Genomic DNA, 20700 nt, shown 5'->3' with positions numbered 1-20700 from the left:
CTCGTGAAATGGCGCTCAAAACCAACCCGCCGGTTATGGTACCGGCTCTCTAGGCCCGCGTCAACCGACCCTGCCTAAGTATACTTAGGCGGTGAGGATTCAGGTCAACGCCAAGGGCGCAGCGCGGCTTCTTTCCCGCCACCTCTGGGTTTTTCGCCGGGACGTGGTCTCGGGACCGGAAATCCCGGGGCTCTACCCCGTCTACTGGGGGCGGCGCTTTCTCGCCCTCGCCCTCTACAACCCCCACACCGACCTCGCGGTGCGGGCTTACCGCTTCGGTCCGGCGGAGGACCCCGTGGCGGCCCTTTTGGAGAACCTGGCCCAGGCCCTCGCCCGGCGTGAGGCGGCCCTTCACCAGGATCCCGAAGGCGGCTACCGCCTGGTCCACGCGGAAGGGGACCTCCTGCCGGGCCTCGTGGTGGACTATTACGCCGGGCACGCCGTGGTCCAGGCCACGGCCCACGCCTGGGAAGGCCTCCTCCCCCAGGTGGCGGAGGCGCTAAGGCCCTACGTCCAGAGCGTCCTGGCCAAGAACGACGCCCGGGCACGGGAGCTGGAGGGCCTCCCCCTTTACGTCCGCCCCCTCCTCGGGGAGGTGCCGGAGCGGGTCCAGGTGCAAGAAGGGCGGGTACGCTACCTGGTGGACCTAAAGGCGGGGCAGAAAACGGGGGCCTACCTGGATCAGCGGGAAAACCGCCTCTACATGGAAAGATTCCGGGGCGAGCGGGCCCTGGACGTCTTCAGCTACGCAGGAGGGTTTGCCCTCCACCTCGCCTTGGGCTTCCGGGAGGTAGTCGCCGTGGACTCCTCGGCGGAGGCCCTGCGCCGGGCCGAGGAGAACGCCCGGCTCAACGGCCTCGGGAACCTCCGGGTCCTCGAGGCCAACGCCTTTGACCTCCTGCGCCGCCTGGAGAGGGAAGGGGAGCGGTTTGACCTCGTGGTCCTAGACCCCCCTGCTTTCGCCAAGGGGAAGAAGGACGTGGAACGGGCCTACCGGGCTTACAAGGAGGTCAACCTTAGGGCCATCAAGCTCCTCAAGGAGGGCGGGATCCTGGCCACGGCGAGCTGCAGCTACCACATGACCGAGCCTCTCTTCTACGCCATGGTGGCCGAGGCCGCCCAGGACGCCCACCGCCTCCTCCGGGTGGTGGAGAAACGGGGCCAGCCCTTTGACCACCCCGTCCTCCTCAACCATCCGGAGACCCACTACCTCAAGTTCGCCGTCTTCCAGGTCCTCTAAACTGGAGGCGTGGAGAAGGACCTTCTGGATAAGCTCGGGCAGCACCTCGTCTGGCGCATGGGCCGGGCCGAGGACGAGGACATTTTGGTGGTTCGGGTAGGGCTGGCCTCGGCCACGCCCAGGTTCCGGGAGCTCCCCAGGCTTCTTAACCTCCCCGAGGCTGAGATGCGCCGCCTGGTACAGGAAGGCCGGGTCCGGGTGGAGTGGGTGGAGGAATGAGGCTCGCCCTGTCCCTCCACCCTGAGGCCCTCGCTGCCCTTCCCTTCAAGCTCCGCCTGGAGGCGGAAAGGCTAGAGGGGACCTTCCGCCACGAGAACCCCGTCCTCGGCCCCCTGGACCTGCCCTTCGCCGCCCGGCTGGAAGGGGAGCGGGTCCGGCCCATCCCCCTGCCTCCCCCCTCCTTGGAGGTGGAAGGGTGGCTCCGGCCCTGGGGGCTGGAGCTGGAGGTCCGCCTCCGCCTCCCTCCAGGGCGGACCTGGGGGGAAAGGGCCTTCGCCAGAATCTTGGAGGCCCTCTTCGCCAAGGCCCTGGAGGGAAGCCTTCCCGCGGGGGCGCGGCTTCCGTTATAGTGGGCCTGAAGGAGCAGGAGGTGGCGTATGGTGGAGGTTCGGTATCTCGGCCACTCGGCGGTTCTCCTCACGGACGGCAAGACGCGGATCGTCATAGACCCCTTCCTCACCGGGAACCCCATGGCCGCCCTCGGGGTGGGGGAGGTCCAAGCGGACCTCATCCTGGTCACCCACGCCCACGGGGACCACTTCGGGGACAGCGTGGCCCTCTCCAAGAAGGGAGGCGTGGTGGTCTCCACCTTTGAGATCGCCACCTACGCCGAAAAGCACGGGGCGAAAAGCGTCCCCATGAACCTGGGTGGCACCTACCGCTTTGAGGGCGGCTGGCTCAAGTGGGTGCCCGCCTGGCACTCCAGTAGCTTCCCCGACGGCACCTACGGCGGCATGCCCATGGGCGTGGTGGTGGAGCTTGGGGGCAAGCGCATCTACCACGCCGGGGACACGGCCCTCTTCTCGGATATGCGCCTCATCGGCGAGTTGGGCCTGGACCTCGCCCTCCTCCCCATCGGCGACCACTTCACCATGGGCCCCGAGGACGCCCTGAAGGCCCTGGAGCTTCTCAAGCCCAAGAAGGTGGTGCCCATCCACTACAACACCTTCCCCCCCATCCGCCAAGACGGGGAGGCCTTCGCCCAGCGGGCCAAGGAGAAGGGCGTGGAGGGACACGCCCTGAAACCGGGAGAAGTGCTCCGCTTTGACTAGGAAAGACTTCCGGCTGGAGATGCTTTTAGGCCTGGGCCAGACGGCCCAGGTCCACCTGGCCCGGGCCCCCGACGGAATGCGGGTGGCCCTAAAGATCCCGAAGAAGGAAGTTCGCCAAGATCCTAAGCTCGCGGAGCGGTTCGCCCAGGAGGTGGCCTTCAGCCTCTCCCTCCGCCACCCCCACCTGGTCCAGGGCCTGGCGGGGATACCCTTCGGGGAGGGGGCCTTCCTCGCCCTGGAGTACTTTCCCGAAGGGACCCTGGAGGACCGCCTCCACCAAGGCCCCCTGCCCTGGGAGGAGGCGGTGAAGGCCCTCCTCCATGTGGGAGAGGCCCTGGGCTTTCTCCACAGCCGTGGGCTTCTCCACCAGGACGTCAAGCCCTCCAACGTCTTCGTAGGCCAAGGGGTTTACAAGCTCGGCGACCTCGGCACCCTGCGCCGGGTGGACGACCCAAGCGGGGAGTACGCCGGAAGCCCCCACTACCTCGCCCCCGAGCTCTTCCTGGGGGCGAAGCCAAGCCCGGCCTCGGACGCCTACGCCTTCGGGGTCTTGGCCTACGAGGTTCTCACCGGCAAGCGGCCCTTCCAGGGGGAGGACCTGGAGGCCCTGAGGATGGCCCACCTCCTCACCCCCCCGCCCCGGACCTCCCTCCCCCCTACCTTGGACCGGGCCCTGAGGCGGCTCCTCGCCAAGCGCCCCGAGGGCCGGCTCGGCCTTGAGGCGTTCCTCAACGTCCTCGCCGAGGCCTCGAGACCGAGCCCTTCACGGAGGTGACCCATGGAACCGGTCTGGTACCCTGACGCGCGCGCCCAAGAGACCTGGCTCGGCCGCTTCATGGCCGAGCTCGGCTTCCAGGACTACGAGGCCTTCTACCGCTACAGCGTGGAGGAGGCCGAAGCCTTCTACCACGCCTTCCTCACCCGGCTCGGCGTGCCCTGGCGGGCCCCGTACACCCGGGTGGTGGAAGGCCACTTCCCCTTTCCCCGCTTCTTCGTGGGGGAAGGCTTAACCTGGTGGAGGCCTGCCTGCGCCACGACCCCACCCGGCCCGCCCTCGTCCACGAGACGGAGGACGGCCATGTCCAAAGCCTCACCTACGGGGAGGTCCGCCGGGAGGTGGAAAAGCTCGCAGGGGGCCTACGGGCCCTGGGGGTGGGGCGGGGAGACCGGGTGGGGCTATGGCTTCCCATGGGCCTCGAGGCGGCCCTGGCCCTCCTCGCCGTGGCCCACCTCGGGGGGATCGCCGTCCCCATCTTCTCGGGCTACGGGGCGGAGGCCGCCGCCCTCCGCCTCAAGGACGCCGAGGCCAAGCTCCTCATCGTCCAAGACGGCTTCCTCCGCCGGGGACGCCGGGTGGAGCTCCTCCCAGAGGCCCGGAAGGCCAGGGCCATGGCGGGGACGGAGAAGATGGCCGTGGTCCGCCGCCTCGGCCTCCCCCTTGAGGAGGAGGTGGACCTCGCCGCCCTTTCCGGCCCCTCCTCGCCGCCGGAGGAGATGGAAAGCATGGACCCCTTCATGCTCATCTACACCTCCGGGACCACGGGCCGCCCCAAGGGCACGGTCCACTACCACGCGGGCTTTTCCTTAAAGGCCGCCCTGGACCTCGCCCTCCTCTTTGACCTAAGGGAGGAGGACCGCCTCTTCTGGTTCACCGACCTCGGCTGGATGATGGGGCCCTGGGCCATCCTGGGAGGCCTCATCCTCGGGGCCACCGTCTTCCTCTACGACGGGGCGCCGGACCATCCGGGCCCGGACCGCCTCTGGCGCATGGTGGCTACCCACCGCCTCACCCACTTAGGCCTTTCCCCCACCCTGGTGCGGGCCCTCATCCCCTTCGAGGAGGCCCCCGTGGAGGCCCACGACCTCTCCTCCCTCCGGGTCCTCGGCTCCACGGGGGAGCCCTGGAACCTCGAGCCCTACCTCTGGCTCTTCCGGGTGGTGGGCAAGGAACGGCTCCCCATCGTGAACTACTCGGGCGGCACCGAGGTCTCGGGGGGCATCCTGGGGAACGTCCTGGTGAGGCCCATCAAGCCCATGGGGTTCAACACCGCCGTGCCCGGCATGAAGGCCGCCGTCTTGGACGAGGAGGGAAGGCCCGTGGTGGGCAAGGTGGGGGAGCTGGCCGTCCTCGCCCCCTGGCCCGGGATGACCAAGGGCTTCTGGCGGGATGAGACCCGGTACCTGGAGACCTACTTCCAGAAGGTGCCCGGGGTCTGGGTCCACGGGGACTTCGCCCTCCTGGACGAAGAGGGGCACTTCTTCCTCCTCGGCCGCTCCGACGACACCCTGAAGGTGGCGGGGAAGAGGGTAGGCCCCGCCGAGGTGGAGACGGCGGCCATGGCCCATCCCGCCCTGCGGGAGTGCGCCGCCATCGGGGTGCCGCACCCGGTGAAGGGGGAGGCCATCGTCCTCTTCGCCGTGCTGAAGCCGGGCTTGGTCCCCTCGGAGGCCCTGGCCGAGGAGGTGGCGGAAAGGGTGGCCGAGGCCTTAGGGAAACCCCTCCGCCCCGAGCGGGTCCTCTTCGTCCCCGACCTACCTAAGACGCGCAACGCCAAGGTGATGCGCCGGGTGGTCCGGGCAGCCTACTTGGACCAGGACCCCGGGGACCTCTCCGCCTTGGAGAATCCGGAGGCGGTGGTGGCCATCCGGGAAGCGGCCCAGGGTGGTTAGGGCGATCCTTCCCGTCCCCTTGTGGTGTTGAGCCTCGCCGAAGTCCTTTCCCTCGCCCCCAGGCTCAAGCCCCTCTTCACCCTTTGGGGAGGAGGACTTTAAGGGGAAGGCCCAGGAGGTGGCCCGCAAGCAGGAAGGCCAAAAGCCCCCCCGCCCCGCCTAAAGCCAGGGGGAGGAGGGCCTCGAGGGGGGTGGCCGCCGGGAAGCGCCCGGCGAGGGCGAGGCCGGGAAGGGCCGCAAGAAGCCCCGCCCCGTAGGCCCGGAGGAGGTAGCCCACAAGGAAAGGAAGCCCCACCCCCTCTCGGGCAAGCCGCGTGCGGTAGAGGCCAAACCCCGCCCACCCCGCCAGGGCGGTGGCCAGGTTGAGGGCGAAAAGCCCGGCGTCCCGAAGGAGCCAGTAGCCCAAGGTGTTCAGGAGAAAGACCAGGGCGCTCGCCAAGACCGCCTCCCGCACCCGCCCCAGGGCGTAAAGCCCCCGGAGGAGGAGGGTGTTCACCCCCCAGGGCAGCACGGCAAGCCCCATGGCCGCCAGAACCTCGGCGCTATAGGCCCGGTTCTCCGGGGTCAAGGGGCCAAAGAGGCCGAAGAGAAGGACCACGAGGTAGGGGGCAAGCCCCAGAAAAAGCCCCCCGAGAAGGGCCAGAAGAAGGGCAAGCCGCCTGAGGGGACCTTCCAAAAAGCGGGCAAGATCCCCTCCCTTCAGGGCGCTCATCCTGGGGAAAAGGGCGATGGCGGGGCTCGTGGCGAAGAGGCCCAGGACCATCTGGAAGACCACCTCGGCGTTGTAGAACCCCGTGACCGCCGCAGGGGGGTAGCGGGTAAGGATGTTGGTGAGTACCAGGTTCAAAAACTGCCGCAAGGAGGTGGTGAAGGCGAAGGGCCCCATGCGGAGGAGGGCGGTTCCGAAGGCCGGGTGGAGGCGCCACTCCAGGCGGAACCCCCGGAGGAAGGGAAGCTGGACCAGGGCCTGGAGGAGCCCCCCAAGGGTCACGGAAAGCCCCAAAAAGGTGGGGTCCCCGGGGAAAAGGGCCATGAGGCTGATGGCCGCCAGGTTGAAGGCGATGGGCCCCAGGGCGTAGGGCAGAAAGCGCTCCTCCGCCTGGAGGAGAGCGGAAAAGAGAGCGGCCATGGAGATGCCGAGGAGGAAAGGGAGGAGGAGCCGGGTTAAGCCCACCACCTGCCGGAAAGCCTCCTCCTCCCGCAGGTGGCTCCCCTCGGCCACCAAGAGGCCCGCCACCTGGGGGGCCAGGAGGTAGCCAAGCCCCAGGACGAGGAGGTTCACCCCCAGGAGGAAGGCGGCGAAGCGGCGGGCGAAGGCCTTGGCCTCGGGCTCGGGGAGGCTTTTCAGGAGGGGGATGAGGGCGTTTTGCACCGCCCCTTCCGCCAGGAGTTCCCGAAGGAGGTTCGGCACCCGGTAAGCCACGTTGAAGGCGTCCTTGAGGGCGTCAGGGTAGAGGGCGTTGAAGACCGCCTGGCGGACGAGGCCCAGGACCCTCGAGACCAGGGTCCCCCCATGACCAGGAGGACCGCCCTAAGCATGGGCGCTCAAAACCTCCTGAAAAGCTTCCAAGAAGTTCGCCTGGTTCACCACGGTGAGGCCGTGAAGGGCGGAAAGCTCCTTGGTCCGGGCCCTGTCCATGCCCAAGAGGACGAGGAAGCTCTCCTTCTGGGAGAGGCCCAGGACCTTCCTCAGCCCGGCGTACTTGGCGATGTGGGCCTGGAACTCCCCGGTCTTGGCCTCAAACCAGTAGAACCGCTCCCCTACCCGCACCAAGACGTCCAGCTCCATGGCCTCCCCCCGGGCAGGGTCACCTGGTAGCCCACGGCCACCTCGTGGGGCAGGTTTTTGGAGCGCAGGTACTTCCTGAGCCGCTCGGCCACGTACCGCTCCAGCCAGCCCCCGGTGAGGAAGTTCTGGACCCAGCCCTCGGTGCTGGCCTTGGCCCGAAGGAGCCGATCCTCGCTCTTGTAGCGATAGCTGGTGAGGAGGGCGTACTGCTTGAGCAGGGTGCAGAACTGGGTGGAGTTGGCGATCTCTTCGGGGGAGGCCTCGGCCAAGGAGAGCTCAAACTGCCGCTTGGTGGAGAGGCTCTGCTTAAGCCTCTCGTAAAGCCTCTCCAGGCTCGGGTACCGGTCCCCGAGGAAGAGGGCGAGCCGGTTTAGGACCCGTTCCCGCTCCTCCTCCCCCTCCTCAGGCCTCCGCACCACTTGGACGCCAAGGCCCTTAAGCCACTCCTCCAGGCTCGGGGCCTTCTTTGGCCTAGGGAGTGGGGCCGGGGCCTCCCGGAGGAGGCGCCACATCTCCTGGGCCAGGGCGAAAAAGCGTTCCCGCAAGGGGTCGGGGGTGGCCTCGAGGCCCGGCGGGAGAAACCCCGAGCGCAAGGTCTCCAAGATGTGGAGCTCCAAAGCCTCCCTGAGGGCTCTTCGGGTGGCCTCCAGGTTCTCCCCTTCCACCCGCAGGCCGAACTCGGCGAGCTCCCCCACGTAGCGGCCCGGGGACACCAGGTCGTACCGGGCCTTGGCCATGGCCTCTTCCAGGTAGCGGGTGAGCACCCCCATGCCTCCAAGTCTACGCTACGCCCACTCCACCCGGCTTCCCCAGGGGTGCTTCCGGACCCTAAGCCGGGCGGGGAAGCGCTCGGCCAAAGCCTCCACGTGGGTCACCACGCCCACGAGCCGCCCCCGGGTGGGGAGGCTTTCCAGGATGCCCGCCACCAGCTCCAGGGCCTCGGGGTCCAGGGTGCCGAAGCCCTCGTCCAGGAAGAGGGCCTCCAGCTTGCCCGGGAAAGCTCTTCCGAGAGGGCAAGGGCCAGGGCGAGGCTCGCGAGAAAGCTCTCCCCGCCCGAGAGGGTCCGGACCTGGCGGGGGGTGGCCTCGGCCCAGAGGTCCACCACCAGGTATTCGTCCCCCTGGGCCGCAAAGCGGTACCGCCCCCGGAGAGGGTGTAGAGAAGCTCGCTCGCCCGCTCCACCAGGCTCCGCTGCTTGAGGCCGAGGAGGTAGGCGGGGAAGTTGTGGGCCTGGAGGTCCAGGGCAAGCTTCTCCCAAAGGGAAAGCTCGGCCACGAGGCGGGCGAGCGCCCCTTCCACCTCCCGGCGGCGGGCGAGGTCCTTCCGGAGCCTTTCCACCCGGTCTTCCAGGGCCCCTTCTTCCTTGCGCTTCTCCTCCAGGCGGCCTTCCAGCTCCGCGAGCGCCTTCCTCAGGGCCTCCACCCGCCCTTGGGCCTCCTCCAAGGTGGGGGCGGGCCCAGAAAGGGGGGGAAGGCTTTTCCAGGCGGCCTCGGCCTCCGCGAGGTCCTTGCGGAAGGCCTCGAGCTCCGCCCGGAGCGCCTTTTGCTCCTCTGGAGAGAGGGCGAGGCCTTGGGCCTCCGCCTCGGGCATGAGGCCCCGGGTGGCCGCCTCCGCCTCGGCCAGGGCCTTGGCCTGCTCCTCCTTGCGGGCCCTCAAGGCGGAAAGCTCCGCCCTGAGGGCCCCTGCCTCCTCCCTGAGGCGGGCGTCCTCGGCAGCAAGCCCCTTGAGCCGCTCCACCTCCTCCTTCAGGCGCCTCAGGTAAGGCCCCACCCCCAGGCCCCCCGTCTTGGCCTCCAGGTGGCGGCGAAGCCCAGCGGCGAGCCTCCCCGCCTCCTCCTTAAGGGCAAGGCGCCGGGCCTCGGCCGCCTCCAGCCTCGAGGCCAGGTCCTCCCGGCTGGCCCCGCCCCGGGCCTCGGCCTCCCGTGCCCGCAAGGCCGCCACCTCCCGCTCCAGGGCCCGGGCCTCCCCCGGAGGGCCTGGTACCGGTCCCGGAGGTCCTGAAGCCGGGCCTCGGCCGCCTCCAAGGCCCCTTTGAGCGCCTCGGGATCCCCGGGCCGGGGCTCCACCTCGAGGGCCCGGAGGCGGGCGGCAAGCTCCCCGGCCTCCGCCTCCAGGCGGGCGAGGCGCCGGGCGAGGGCCTGGGCCTCCTCCTCCAGGGCCCGGCGCGCCCCGGCGAGGTCGGGGACCTCGGGCAAGGGGGGGAGGGCGTGGACCACCCCCCCGCAGAGGGGGCAGGGCTTGCCCGGCTCCAAGAGGTCGTGGTAGGCGAGGAGGCCGAGCCTCCGCTCCTCCCGAAGAAGGGCCTCCCGCCTCCGGTCCAGGTCCTCTTGGACCTTCTCCAGAGCCTTCCGCTCGGCCTCCAGGGCCTTTAGGGCCTGGAAGAGGGCGTGGGCCTCCGCCTCTTTGAGCCTCAGGGCAAGGGCATCCCGGGCCTCCCGCGCCTCCTTTCCCTCCGCCTCCAGGCGGGCAAGGGCCTCCCCCACCTCCGCCAAAGCGGCCTCCTTCGCCCTCAGGGCCTCCCAGGCCTCCGCCCAGGCCCGCAGGCGAAGGACCTCGGCCTCCAAGGCCTCCAGCGCTCCCAGGACCTCCTCTAGGCGCGCCTGGGCCGTGGCGGGGTCGGGCTCCGAGGCGGGGGCCTTTCCCACAGGCGCCCGGGCGAGGAGGGCCTCGAGGGCCTTTAGGTCTAGGGCCAAGGCGTAGGCCGCCTGGGCTCGCTCCAGGGCCTCCGGAGAGAAGCCGAGGGCCTCGCGCCTCGCCTCCAGGGCCCGAAGCCTCCCCTCGGCCTCCTCCAGGGCCTTTTCCGTGGCCTGGAGGGCGGCCCGCTTCTTTTGGTAGTCCCGCCAAAGGGGCAAAACCCGCTCCGCCTCCTCCGCCCGGGAAAGCCGCTCCTCCACCCGGGCCATCTCCTCCGCCCGGGCCCTTAAGGCCTCGAGGCGGGCCGCCAAAGCCTGGCGCCGCCTCAGGTCCTCAAGCAGGGCCTCCGCCTCGGCCAGGGCCTTCCTCACCCCCCTGGCCTCCTCCTCCAGGCGGGCGGCCTCCGCGCGGGAGGCGGCGAGCGCCCGCTCCAGCTCCTCAAGCGCCTCCGGGGTGGCCGCGGAAAGCCCGTTGAGCTCCCCCTCGAGCCTCCCCTTCTCCTCCAGGAGGAGGCCCCGCCTCTCCGCCGCCTTCTGCCTGGCCCGCTCCAGGCGGGAGAGCTCAAAGAGCTCCAGAAGGAGCTGGCGCCTTTCCTTCGGCTCCCCCTTAAGGAAGCGGTCAAACTCCCCCTGGGGGAGGAGGAGGGCCCGGGTGAAGGCCTCGTAGTCCAGGCCCACGAGGTCGGCCAAGGCCCGGTTGACCGCCTCGAGGGTGGGCAGGTCCAGAAGCCGCTCCCCCCCTCCAGCAGGTAGACCCGGGCGTCCCCCCGCTTCTCGCTCCGGGACCGCTCCACCCGGTAGACCCGCTCCCCTACCCGGAAGGTGAGGGTCACCCAGGCCTTGGCCGCGGCGGGGTGCTTGAGGGTGCCCACCTGGCGCCCCACCCGGGGCACCTGGCCGTAGAGGGCAAAGGCGATGGCGTCCAAAAGGGTGCTCTTCCCGCTCCCCGTGGGGCCGGTGATGGCGAAGAGCTCCACGTCGGAGAAGTCCACCGCCTGGCGCTCCCGGTAGGGGCCGAATCCTTCCAGTTCAAGCCGTAAGGGCCTCACCCTCCACCTCCGCCAGCACCTCGGCGAAGCGCTCAAGAAGGGCCTCCTCCTTCTTCCCCCGCTCCTCCAGGTAGCGGGCGTAGCCCTCCACGAAGCCGAGGTCCTGCACCTCCTCCCGCCTCCCCTCTCCGGCCTGGGACGGGGTGCCCTCCACGGCGAGGAGGTGGGGGAGGGCCCGGAAGAGGTTCTCCTTGACCTGGGGGGAAAGCCTCCCCTCCACCACCAGGCGCAGGTAGCCGGGAAAGCGCTCCAGCTCGCCCATCCTTCCGTCCAGCTCCTCGGGCCGCAGGCGGTAGGTCCTTAGGGGCTTCCCCCACCGCCCCGGGATGGGGTGGACCCGGGGCGGCCCCGAGGGGGAAGCTCCACGAGGAGCGCCCCCCGCTCCGCCCCTCCCCCTCGCCGAAGTCCAGCTGCACCAGGCTTCCCGGGTACCAGGCCACGGGGGCCTCGCTCACCTGCTGCTGCCGGTGGACGTGGCCCAGGGCGAGGTAGCGGACCTCCAAAGGCAGGCTCGCCCGGGGGACGGCGTAGCTTCCCACCAGGTGGAAGACGAACTCCCCTCCCCGGGCCTCGCCCCCTCCACGGCGAAGTGGCCCAGGAGAAGAGGGCTTTTGAGGTTGTCCAGCACCCGGCGCATGGCCTCGGCGTAGGTGCGGTGCAGGACCTCGTCCTCCTGGAAGAGGCGCCGGACGAGGAGGCGCTCGGAAACGAAGGGCAGAAGCCCCGCCCGCACCCCGCCCACCTCCACCACCCCTCCCTCCTCGGCGAAGAGGAGGCGGCCCCGGACCCGGGCCCCCGCAAGCCCGAGAAGGGGGGCGAGGGCCTCGAGGCGCTCTTTGGGGTCGTGGTTGCCGGCGATGACCAAGGCCGGCACCCCGAGGGCCTTAAGCTCCATGAAGAACTCCACCGCGCAGGCCTCGGCCTCCGCCGAAACCTGGGGCCGGTCAAACAGGTCCCCGGAGACCACCACCAGGTCCACCCGCTCGGACCGGACCAGGCCCAGAAGGTCCCGGAGGGCGGCGGCGATCTCCGGGGTCCGGTCCACCCCCTTGAGGAGCTTGCCCAGGTGCCAGTCGGCGGTGTGGAGAAGGCGCATGGCCCCATCTTACGCGCCCTTAGTGGGGGTGGGCGTGATCCCCGCCCTCTCCCTTCCCCCCGGCGAGCAGAAAGGCGGCGAAGAGGGTGGAGAGGGGGACCGCGAGCACGAGCCCCAAGGACCCGAGGAGCATGCCCACGAGCTCGGCGGCGAAGGGCTCGGTGTTGAGGAGGAAGCGCAGGGGCGTGGGGTCCCGGGTGAGGAGGAGGAAGAGGGGAAGGCTTCCCGCGGCGTAGGCCAGGACCAGGGTGTTCACCAGGCTCCCCAGGTGGTCGTACCCCACCTCCATGGCCCGCCGGTAAAGGCGCCAGGGGGAGGCCTGGGGGTCGGCGTGGGCCAGGGCCTGGACCACGCTGGCCTGGGTCACGGTCACGTCGGCCAAGGCCCCGAGGGCCCCCACGGCGAGCCCCGCCAGATAGAGCCCCAAAAGGTCCACGCCCCCCCACTGGCGGAGGAGGAGGGCTTCCTCGGAGGCGAGCCCCGTGAAGCCCATGGCTTGGGCGAAGAACCGCCCCAAGAGGAGGACGAGGAGGACCGCGGCCAGGGTGGCCCCCAAGGCGGCGGTGGTCTTGCGGCCGAGGCCGTGGACGAAGTAGACGCTGAGGACGAGGACCCCGAGGCTTCCGAGGAAGGCGTAGAGCAGAGGGTCCCCCCCGGCGGCGATCCGGGGGACGACGACGTAGACCAGGAGGGCCAGGCCAAAGAGGGTCCCAAGCAGCCCCCTAAGCCCCTTGCCCCGGCCGAGCCCCACCGCCCCCAGGGCGAAGAGGAGGGCCAAGGCGGCAAGCCAAGGCATCCGGTCGGGCTCGGTGACGTAGGCCCGCTCCCCCTCCAGGTAGACCACCACCCGGTCCCCTGCCCGGAACCCCCCCCGCCCACCGGCAGGAGGGCCTCCAGGGTCCTGCCCTCCACCCTCACCTCCGCCAGGCCCGCCCCCGGGTCCAGGGCAAGGATCCTGCCCAAGGCGTAGCGGCCTTCCTGGGCCAAGGCGGGCAAGCCCAAAAGGAAAAGGAACAAGAGAAGCCGCACACCCTCACTCTACGGGTAGGAGATGAAAACGCGTTATCGCCTGGGGTAGGCTGAAGGCATGGAGCGGTCCACCCGCCAGCGCCGCGCCATCCGCAGGGTCCTCCTGGAGACCCGGCGCCCCCTCTCCCCCGGGAGATCCTGGAGCTCGCCCGCAGGCAGGTCCCCTCCCTGGGCCTGGCCACGGTCTACCGCAACCTGCGGGCCCTGGTGGAGGAGGGCGCCGTGGTGCCCGTGGCCCTGCCGGGGGAGCCCCTGCGGTACGAGGCGGCAGGCGCCGGGCACCACCACCACTTCCTCTGCCGGGGGTGCGGCCGGGCCTTTGAGCTCCCCGGCTGCCGCCTCGAGGCCGACCTGGACCTTCCCCCCGGGTTCTCGGCTGAGGACCACGAGGTGGTGGTCTACGGGCGCTGCCCCGACTGCGCCTGAGCCCCAAAGCCAACGCTTAGTCCCAGGGGGGGTAGAGGTGCTTGGGCCCGGTCCAGCGCACCTCTTCCAGGGCCCCATCAAAGCGCAGGAGAGCGGCGAGCCGGGCCCGGGAGTAGACTCGGTAGGGCTCCCGGGGGATGAAGGCCGTGACAATGTCCACGTGCCGCGGGGTGCTGTACTCCAGGACCACGTGCAAAGGCAGCCGTAACCGGGGAGGAAAGACCATGTACCCCAGAACGAGCATCCGCTCGTCCTCGGGGTAGATGGCGAGCTCCCGCCCCCAGAGGAGGGCGGAGAGGATATCCTGTTCCCGGAACCCCTCCTGGAGCATGTGCTTGGCGGCGTGGGGGCCCAGGCGGTAGCGCCCCTCCCGGATGTGGGGCAGAAGGTCCTCCAAGCGGCGGAGCCTGGGCATAAGACCTCCCCGGGGCCAGTCTACCGCCACCGGCCCCGGGGCGAAGGTGGCCTGGAGCTCAGGCGGGCTCTATGAGGCCGTAGTTGCCGTCCTTCCTCCGGTAGATGACGTTGATCTCGTCGGTCTTGGCGTTGCGGAAGACGAAAAAGCTGTGGCCCAAGGCCTCCATCTGGAAGGCGGCCTCCTCGGGGTCCATGGGCTTCATCTCAAAGCGCTTGACGCGTACGATCCTGGGGCCTTCCTCTTCCTCGGGCTTGCGCAGGGCCTCGAGGTCCCGCACCTCCGGGGGCGGGGGCCCCTGGTAGGAGTGGCGCTTGCCCACGTAGCGCCGCTCCCGGAAGCGCTTCACCTGGGTCTCCAGGCGGTCCACTGCCCGGTCTATGGCGGCGTAGAGGTCGGCGTCCTCCTCCTCCACGCGCACGAGGCCGCCCGGGAGGTCCACCTGGATCTCCGCCCGGGCCTTCTTCTCCACGTGGGGGCTTCCCGCCAGGGAAAGGACCACCTTGGCCATGAGCTCCCCGTCCTGGTAGCGGTCCAGGCGGGCAAGCTTCTTCTCCACGTAGTCCCGGATGGCGTCCGTGATCTCTAGGTTGCGCCCGATGAGCTTATAGATGTTCATCCTTCCTCCTTTCCGCCCCGGGGAGGGCCTTCCCGTACCCTTATGCTACCACCCTCCGCGGGACGCTCGTCCCGCACCACCTGGCCGGCCTTGAGGACCACCGTTCGGGCGGGGTAGGCCTCCAGAAGCTCCCGGCTGTGGGTGGCCACCACCACCGTGGCCCCCGCTGGTGGGCCTGCTTCAGGATCTCCAGCACGGCGAGGGCGTTGGCCGGGTCCAGGTTGCCCGTGGGCTCGTCGGCGAGGACCACGGGCGGGTCCAGGAGGAGGGCCCGGGCGATGGCCACCCGCTGGGCCTCCCCCACGGAAAGCTCCTCGGGAAAGGCCCGCTTCTTGTGGGAGAGCCCCACCCGGCGAAGGGCGGTGGTGATCCTCTCCGGCCACTCCCTGCGGGGGACCCCCTGGACCTGGAGGACGAAGGCCAGGTTCTCCTCCACGGTCATGTCGGAAAGGAGGCGGTGGTCCTGGAAGACCATGCCGATCCTGCGGCGGTGGTAGGCCACCTGGTCGCCCCGGAGGTGCTTCAGGTTCTGGCCGGCGAAGTAAACGGCCCCCTGAGTGGCCACGAGCCGCCTCAGGATCAGGGCGAGGAGGGTGGACTTCCCCGCCCCTGAGTGGCCCACCACGTAGACGAACTCGCCCTTCTTAATCTCCAGGTTCACGTTGTAGAGGGCCTTGGTCTTGGTGCGGGGGTACTCCAGGCCCACCCGGTGGAAGGCGATCATGCCCCCACTATACGCACCCTCCTCTCAGGAAAAGGCGCTATAGTGGGGCTCAGGTGAGGGAGAAGATGAAGCGACGCGCGTGGTTCATGGTGGGGCTCGGGGCGCTTCTCGCCCTGGTGTACGCCCAGCTTCCCCGGCCTCAGGCGGAGACCTTCCTGCAGAACCCCAACGGCCAGGCCCTCCTGGAGGTCTACCAGAGGATCCAGCAGGACTACCTGGAGCCCCTCTCCAAGGAGAAGCTGGATAAGCTCCTGGAAGGGGCCATCAGCGGGATGGTCCAGGCCCTCGAGGACCCCTTCACCAGCTACTCCCCGCCCCAGCGCTCCACCCTGCGCCAGGAGGACCTAAGGGGCGAGTTCTTCGGCATCGGGGCCACCCTCTCGGCCGCAAACCCCGACGGCACGGGGGCCAAGATTGAAGGGGTCATGAAGGGGCTTCCCGCCCAGCGGGCGGGCCTCAGGGCCGGGGACGTGATTTTGGAGGTGGACGGGGAGGACGTGACCAAGCTCCCCCTCCTGGACATCGTGGCGAAGATCCGGGGGCGGGAGGGAACCAAGGTTACCCTGAAGGTGCGGCGGGAAGGCGTGCCCGCCCCCCTGGTCTTTGAGCTCGTGCGCGAGCGGGTGGAGATCATCTCCGTGTCCACCGCCAAGGTGGGGGACGTGGGCTACGTGGCCCTGGAAACCTTCGCCAACTTCAAGGTGGAGGACCAGCTGAAGCGGGCCATAGAAGAGCTCAAGGCCCAGGGCGTGAAGAAGCTGATCTTTGACCTGAGGGACAACGGCGGAGGGCTCCTGGACCAGGGGTGCGCCGTGGCCAGCGCCTTCCTCAAGGAGGGCCCCATCGTCTACACCCGCACCAAGAACCTCACCCGCGTCTGGTGCGAGGCCACGGGCCGGACCCTTTGGGACGGGCCCATGGTGGTCCTGGTGAACGGCAACTCCGCTTCGGCGAGCGAGATCGTGGCCGGGGCCCTCCAGGACTACGGCCGGGCCAAGGTCATCGGGGAGAAGACCTTCGGCAAGGGCGTGGGCCAGACCCCCTACACCCTGGCGAACGGCGGGGAGCTCACCCTGGTCACCTTTGAGTGGCTCACCCCCAAGCGCCGCTCCATCAACAAGGAGGGGATCACCCCGGACATCGTGGTGAAGGACACCCGCTTTCCCACGCCCTTCTCCCTGCAAGGGGCGGGGGCGCCGCCGGGGGCGGAGATCGCCGTGACCCTGAACGGCAAGACCGTCAAGGTGAAGGCGGACGCGGAAGGCAAGTTCTCCTACGCCGAGCCGCAGCGGCAGAGGCCCCTCCCCGAGGACCGGGGCCAGGCGGTGCTGGACCTGGAGAACGACGCCATCCTCAAGCGGGCCCTGGAGGAGCTGAACCGCTAGGCGCTACACGATCCTGGGGGCCTGATTGTCAGGCCCCCCGGTTTTCCTCAGCCATGCGACCGGAGCCCTACTTTACCACCGCCCCGGGGGGGATCTCCCCCTCCACCGTCACCAGGGCCAAGGCTTCCCCCTCCTGGGCGGCGAGGATCATCCCCTGGCTCTCAATGCCCCGGAGCTTGGCGGGCTTGAGGTTCGCCACCAGGACCACCTTCTTGCCCACGAGCTCCTCGGGCCGGTACCACTTGGCAATCCCCGAGACCACGGTGCGCTCCTCGTTCCCCAGGGAGAGCCTGAGGACCAAAAGCCGGTCGGCGTTCGGGTGCTTCTCCGCCGCCAAAACTTCCGCCACCCTGAGCTCCACCTTGGCGAAGTCCTCTATGCCGATCCAGGCCTCTTCCTTGGGCTTGGCCTCCACCTTGGCCTCCTTTTTGGGGAAAAGGACGGGGGCTTCCTCGGGGATGGGACGGGGCTCGGCCAGGCCCCAGCGCTCGGCCTCCGCCAGGCCCACCTCCTCCTTGAGCCCCAAAGCCTGCCTCAGCTCTGCCATCTTGTCCGGCATGGCGGGGGTGAGGAGGATGGAGGCGATCCTCAGGCCCTCCACCACCCGGTAGAGCACGGCCCGGGCCTCCTCCGGCTCCTTCTTGAAAAGCTCCCAGGGCTTCTTCTCGTTGATGTAGCGGTTCAAGGCCTTGACGTAGGCCATGACCTCCTCGAGGGCCACGTGGAACTTGAGCTCCCGCACCAAAGGCCTGAGCCTCCCGGCAAGCCCCGTCCCCTCGGCAAGCTCCTCCCCCGCCACGGGCTCGGGGATGCGGCCCTCGGCGAAGCGGAAGAGCATGGCCCGGGTCCTTTGCACCAGGTTGCCCAGGTCGTCGGCGAGGTCGGCCTCGTACCGGGTCTTAAGGGCCTCCTCGCTCACGGGGGTGTCCTGGCCGTAGGGGATCTCCCTAAGGAGGTAGTAGCGCAGGGCGTCCCGGCCGTACTTTTCCAGGAGGGCGAAGGGGTCCACCACGTTCCCCAGGGTCTTGGACATCTTGCGCCCGTCCGGCCCCAGCAAAAACCCCCCCACGTTCAGGTGGCGGTACATGGGGATCCCCGCCGCCTTCAGCATGGTAGGCCAGAAGACGGCGTGGGGCTTGAGGATGTCCTTGCCGATGAGGTGCCAGGCGTGGGGCCAGAAGGTCCGGTAGGCCTCCCCCTCGGGGTAGCCCAGGGCGGAGACGTAGTTGAGGAGGGCGTCAAACCAGACGTAGGTCACGTGGTCCTGGTCCCAAGGGAGGGGGATGCCCCAGGGGACGCGGGATTTTGGCCTGGAGATGGAGAGGTCCCCGATGGGCTCGGCGAGCATGGCCAGGACCTCGTTCCGGTAGCCCTCGGGGCGGATGAGGTCGGGATTTTCCTGGATGTACTCCTGGAGCCAGGGGCGGTACTTCTCCATGCGGAAGAAGTAGTTCCCCTCCTTCCGCCTTTCCACGGGCCGCCCGTGGATGGGGCAAAGCCCCTCCACGAGCTCCTTCTCCGTGTAAAAGCGCTCGCAGGAGACGCAGTAAAGCCCCTCGTACTCCCCGTAGTAGATGTCCCCGGCCTCGTAGACCTTCTGCAGGACGAGCTGCACCACCTTCTTGTGCCTCTCCTCCGTGGTGCGGATGAAGTCATCGTAGGCGATGCCCAAAAGCTCCCAGGCCCGCTTGAAGCGCCCGGAAACCCGGTCCACGAAGGCCTTGGGGTCCTCCCCCGCCGCCTGGGCCGCCCGGTAGACCGTCTCCCCGTGCTCGTCGGTGCCGGTGAGGAAGAAGGTGCGGTAGCCGTCCAGGCGGTGCCAGCGGGCCAGGAAGTCGGCCACCACCGTGGTGTAAGCGTGGCCCAGGTGCGGCTCGGCGTTCACGTAGTAGATGGGGGTGGTGATGTAAAAGACCTTCTCCATGCGCCCTCCTCCAAGAAAAAACCGGGGCATGCGCCCCAGGCGGGATGGCCTCCCGCCCTAGGACCGGGGCATGCCCTTCACGGCCTCCATTCTACGGCAGAAGCTCCTCCACCCCAAAAGGCCCCGCCACCAGGGCCCGGGTGGCCATCCCCACGAAGATCCCCGTCTCCACCACCCCGGGGATCTCCAAGAGGGCCCGGTGCAAGCCCAAGGGGTCCCCGATGGGGCCGAAGCGGCAGTCGGCGATGAGGTGGCCGCCGTCGGTGAAGTAGAACTCGTCCCCGTCCATGCGGAGCTCGGGCTCCCCCCGAGGTCGGCGATGGCCTTGAGGGTCGCCCGGTAGCCGAAGGGGACGATCTCCACCGGCACCGGCCCCCGGCCCAGGACGGGCACCTTCTTGGTGTGGTCGGCGATGACGATGAACTCCTTGGCCACGCGCTCCACGATCTTCTCCCGGAGGAGGGCCCCGCCCATGCCCTTGATGAGGGCAAGGCCCGGGGCGATCTCGTCCGCCCCGTCTATGGCCAGGTCCACCCCCTCAGGGGGAAGGTCCACGAGGGGGATCCCCTCCCGCTTGGCGAGCTCCTCGGTGGCCCTCGAGGTGGGCACCCCCACCACGCCCTTCAGCTCCCCCTCCCTAAGGCGCCGGGCAAGCTCCAGGACGGCGTAGCGGGCCGTGGAGCCCGTGCCCAGGCCCACCACCATCCCGTCCTGCACGTAGGCGATGGCGGCGTGGGCCGCCTCCTTCTTGTAGCTCTCCAAGGGGCGCTCCATCAGGCCCCCCTGAGCGCCTTCAGGGCCTCGGCCACCTCGAGGGCGTGCCCCTCGGGGGAGACCTTGCGCCAGACCTTGGCGATGCGGCCCTCGGGGTCTATGAGGAAGGTCTGGCGGAGCACCCCCTCCACCTCCTTGCCGTAAAGGTTCTTCTTCCCCCAGGCCCCGTAGGCCCCGATGACCTTCCGCTCGGGGTCGGCGAGGAGGGGAAAGTTCAGGCCGTACTTCTCGGCGAAGCGCTTGTGGCTTTCCACGTGGTCCGCCGAGACCCCGAGGACCACCGCGTCCAGGGCCTTGAGGCTTCCCATCTGGTCCCGGAAGCCGCAGGCCTCCTTGGTGCACCCGGGGGTGTCGTCCTTGGGGTAGAAGTAAAGGACCACCCACCGCCCCCGGTAGTCGGAGAGGCGGTGGGTGCGGCCCTCCTGGTCAGGCAGGGCGAAGTCCGGCGCGAGCGTGCCCACCTCCATGGCGGGCATTATACCCCTTTCCCCGCGCCTTCCCCGCCCTTAGCGGGCCTACCGGGGCTCCCCCGGCCAGTCGCCCACCACGCCGGGGGCGGCCCACTCCATGGTGAGGAGCTCGTTAAGGGTCGCCTTGCGCCCGGCGGGGATGCGCACCACCCCCTTGCGGTCCTTGATGGGGCCGGTGAAGGGGTCAAAGGTGGGGTTCGGGCGCTTCATCGCCCCAAGAAGGGACATGATCCGGTCGTAGACCGGAACCTTCTTGCCCTCCACGCTCATCTGGGCGGCCTTCAGCAGGGGGACGTGCTTGGGGTTGATGGGGACGCCGTAGTCCGTCCCCATCTCCACAGCCCCGTGCTGGAGGAGCCAGAAATAGTCCACATTCTCCAGGTTCTTGGGGGTATAGACCCCTTCCTTCACCTTCTTGAGGAAGTCAATGTAGATGACCTCCCAGTGGACGATCTGGCCCGAGACCACGTGGTCGGGGGCGAACTTGAGCATGGGGGTGTAGTGGCCGAAGGAATAGGCCCCCTTGCGGGCGGCGGTCTGGATCACCGTGGGGGTGTCCTCGGTGAAGGCGAAGACGTCCGCCCCTTGGGCGAGGAGGGCCTCCGTGGCCTCCCGGGCCTTGGCCGGGTCGTACCAGGCGTTGATCCAGCGCACCAGCACCTGGGCGTCGGGCCGGACGGCCCGCACCCCGAGGGCGAAGGCGTTGATGTGCCGCTTCACCTCGGGGATGGGGAAGGCGGCCACGTACCCCACCTTGCCCGTCTTGGTGAGGGCCCCGGCGGCGAGGCCGTTCAGGTAGTAGACCTGGTAGAAGTCGGCCATGTAGGTGGCGACGTTGGGGGCCCGCTTGATGCCCGTGGCGTGGGCGAAGATGACGTCCGGGTACTTCTTGGCGGCCTCGAGGACCCCGTCCATGTACCCGAAGCTGGTCGCGAAGATGACCCGGCACCCCTCCCGCACGAACCGGTCAATGACCGGCACCACCTGGGCTTCGGGAACGCTCTCCACGTACCGGGTCTCAAGCCACGGGAGGGCCGCCTCCGCCTTCTTCCGGCCCACGTCGTGGGCGTAGGTCCAGCCCGCGTCCCCCACCGGGCCCACGTAGATGAAACAGGCCTTGAGCTTGTCCCCCTGCCCTAGGGCGAGGCCCAGGGCGGCGAGAACCCCGAGAACGAGTCGTCGCATG

The 20700-nt window shown here is 69.3% G+C and carries 11 protein-coding genes and 9 pseudogenes; 8 read left to right on the top strand and 12 right to left on the bottom strand.

Annotation, left to right across the window (positions count from 1 at the left end; genetic code table 11):
• Nucleotides 1-91: 91 nt before the first annotated feature.
• The 6 genes and pseudogenes from AV541_RS04320 to AV541_RS04295 all read left to right on the top strand — a co-directional run bounded on the left by AV541_RS04320 (nucleotide 92) and on the right by AV541_RS04295 (nucleotide 5181).
• Nucleotides 92-1240, top strand: a complete 1149-nt coding sequence (locus AV541_RS04320; RefSeq protein ID WP_060384322.1) for a 23S rRNA (cytosine(1962)-C(5))-methyltransferase — start codon at nucleotides 92-94, stop codon at nucleotides 1238-1240.
• A gap of 9 nt (nucleotides 1241-1249) precedes the next feature.
• On the top strand, nucleotides 1250-1459 hold the full coding sequence (locus AV541_RS04315; protein WP_008632729.1) for a DUF3248 domain-containing protein: 210 nt from the start codon (nucleotides 1250-1252) through the stop codon (nucleotides 1457-1459).
• Nucleotides 1456-1809 carry a DUF3809 family protein gene (locus AV541_RS04310; protein ID WP_008632731.1) on the top strand — a complete coding sequence of 118 codons (354 nt, stop codon included), beginning with the start codon at nucleotides 1456-1458 and terminating at the stop codon, nucleotides 1807-1809. The genes AV541_RS04315 and AV541_RS04310 overlap by 4 nt, the downstream gene beginning before the upstream one ends.
• Nucleotides 1810-1836: 27 nt before the next feature.
• The gene (locus AV541_RS04305; protein WP_060384321.1) at nucleotides 1837-2511 is read left to right on the top strand and encodes a metal-dependent hydrolase; all 675 of its coding nucleotides are present in this window, start codon (nucleotides 1837-1839) and stop codon (nucleotides 2509-2511) included.
• On the top strand, nucleotides 2504-3286 hold the full coding sequence (locus AV541_RS04300; RefSeq protein ID WP_156423364.1) for a serine/threonine-protein kinase: 783 nt from the start codon (nucleotides 2504-2506) through the stop codon (nucleotides 3284-3286). The genes AV541_RS04305 and AV541_RS04300 overlap by 8 nt, the downstream gene beginning before the upstream one ends.
• 3 nt (nucleotides 3287-3289) lie before the next feature.
• Nucleotides 3290-5181: pseudogene (locus AV541_RS04295) on the top strand (AMP-binding protein).
• A gap of 76 nt (nucleotides 5182-5257) precedes the next feature.
• Here AV541_RS04295 and murJ read toward each other — a convergent pair.
• The 5 pseudogenes from murJ to AV541_RS04270 form a co-directional block, all read right to left on the bottom strand.
• Nucleotides 5258-6720 (bottom strand): annotated as a pseudogene (gene murJ / locus AV541_RS04290) (murein biosynthesis integral membrane protein MurJ).
• Nucleotides 6713-7740, bottom strand: a pseudogene (locus tag AV541_RS04285) (hypothetical protein). Before AV541_RS04285 ends, murJ begins: the two co-directional pseudogenes overlap by 8 nt.
• Nucleotides 7741-7755: 15 nt before the next feature.
• Nucleotides 7756-10652: pseudogene (locus AV541_RS13345) on the bottom strand (AAA family ATPase).
• Nucleotides 10633-11748, bottom strand: a pseudogene (locus AV541_RS04275) (metallophosphoesterase family protein). Before AV541_RS04275 ends, AV541_RS13345 begins: the two co-directional pseudogenes overlap by 20 nt.
• 19 nt (nucleotides 11749-11767) lie before the next feature.
• Nucleotides 11768-12777 (bottom strand): annotated as a pseudogene (locus tag AV541_RS04270) (YibE/F family protein).
• Nucleotides 12778-12835: 58 nt separating this feature from the next.
• On the opposite strand from AV541_RS04270, the pseudogene AV541_RS04265 reads away from it, so the two are divergent.
• Nucleotides 12836-13203: pseudogene (locus AV541_RS04265) on the top strand (zinc uptake transcriptional regulator).
• A gap of 16 nt (nucleotides 13204-13219) precedes the next feature.
• On the opposite strand, the gene AV541_RS04260 reads toward AV541_RS04265, so the two are convergent.
• The 3 genes and pseudogenes from AV541_RS04260 to ftsE all read right to left on the bottom strand — a co-directional run bounded on the left by AV541_RS04260 (nucleotide 13220) and on the right by ftsE (nucleotide 14961).
• Nucleotides 13220-13618 (bottom strand): DUF4258 domain-containing protein, encoded by a 399-nt coding sequence (locus AV541_RS04260; RefSeq protein WP_008632741.1) that lies wholly within the window; start codon nucleotides 13616-13618, stop codon nucleotides 13220-13222.
• A 58-nt stretch (nucleotides 13619-13676) separates the two neighbouring features.
• A complete protein-coding gene (gene hpf, locus AV541_RS04255) occupies nucleotides 13677-14237 on the bottom strand; it encodes a ribosome hibernation-promoting factor, HPF/YfiA family (protein WP_008632742.1) in 561 nt (186 codons plus the stop codon).
• Nucleotides 14234-14961 (bottom strand): annotated as a pseudogene (gene ftsE, locus AV541_RS04250) (cell division ATP-binding protein FtsE). The gene hpf and the pseudogene ftsE overlap by 4 nt, the downstream one beginning before the upstream one ends.
• A 65-nt stretch (nucleotides 14962-15026) precedes the next feature.
• On the opposite strand from ftsE, the gene AV541_RS04245 reads away from it, so the two are divergent.
• Nucleotides 15027-16346 (top strand): S41 family peptidase, encoded by a 1320-nt coding sequence (locus AV541_RS04245; protein ID WP_060384823.1) that lies wholly within the window; start codon nucleotides 15027-15029, stop codon nucleotides 16344-16346.
• Nucleotides 16347-16413: 67 nt separating this feature from the next.
• Here the strand turns inward: AV541_RS04245 and metG are convergent, their stop codons facing one another.
• The 4 genes and pseudogenes from metG to AV541_RS04225 all read right to left on the bottom strand — a co-directional run bounded on the left by metG (nucleotide 16414) and on the right by AV541_RS04225 (nucleotide 20699).
• On the bottom strand, nucleotides 16414-18270 hold the full coding sequence (metG, locus tag AV541_RS04240) for a methionine--tRNA ligase (protein ID WP_060384319.1): 1857 nt from the start codon (nucleotides 18268-18270) through the stop codon (nucleotides 16414-16416).
• Between the two features lie 91 nt (nucleotides 18271-18361).
• Nucleotides 18362-19044: pseudogene (gene rpiA, locus AV541_RS04235) on the bottom strand (ribose-5-phosphate isomerase RpiA).
• Nucleotides 19044-19520: a thioredoxin-dependent thiol peroxidase gene (gene bcp, locus AV541_RS04230; RefSeq protein WP_008632748.1), complete on the bottom strand. Its 477-nt coding sequence runs from the start codon at nucleotides 19518-19520 to the stop codon at nucleotides 19044-19046. The pseudogene rpiA and the gene bcp overlap by 1 nt, the downstream one beginning before the upstream one ends.
• 39 nt (nucleotides 19521-19559) lie before the next feature.
• The gene (locus tag AV541_RS04225) at nucleotides 19560-20699 is read right to left on the bottom strand and encodes a BMP family ABC transporter substrate-binding protein (RefSeq protein WP_060384318.1); all 1140 of its coding nucleotides are present in this window, start codon (nucleotides 20697-20699) and stop codon (nucleotides 19560-19562) included.
• Nucleotide 20700 lies beyond the last annotated feature (1 nt).

The sequence above is a fragment of the Thermus parvatiensis genome (assembly GCF_001535545.1).
In the GTDB taxonomy this organism is placed as follows: domain Bacteria; phylum Deinococcota; class Deinococci; order Deinococcales; family Thermaceae; genus Thermus; species Thermus parvatiensis.
This window is presented reverse-complemented; position numbering and strand designations above follow the sequence as displayed.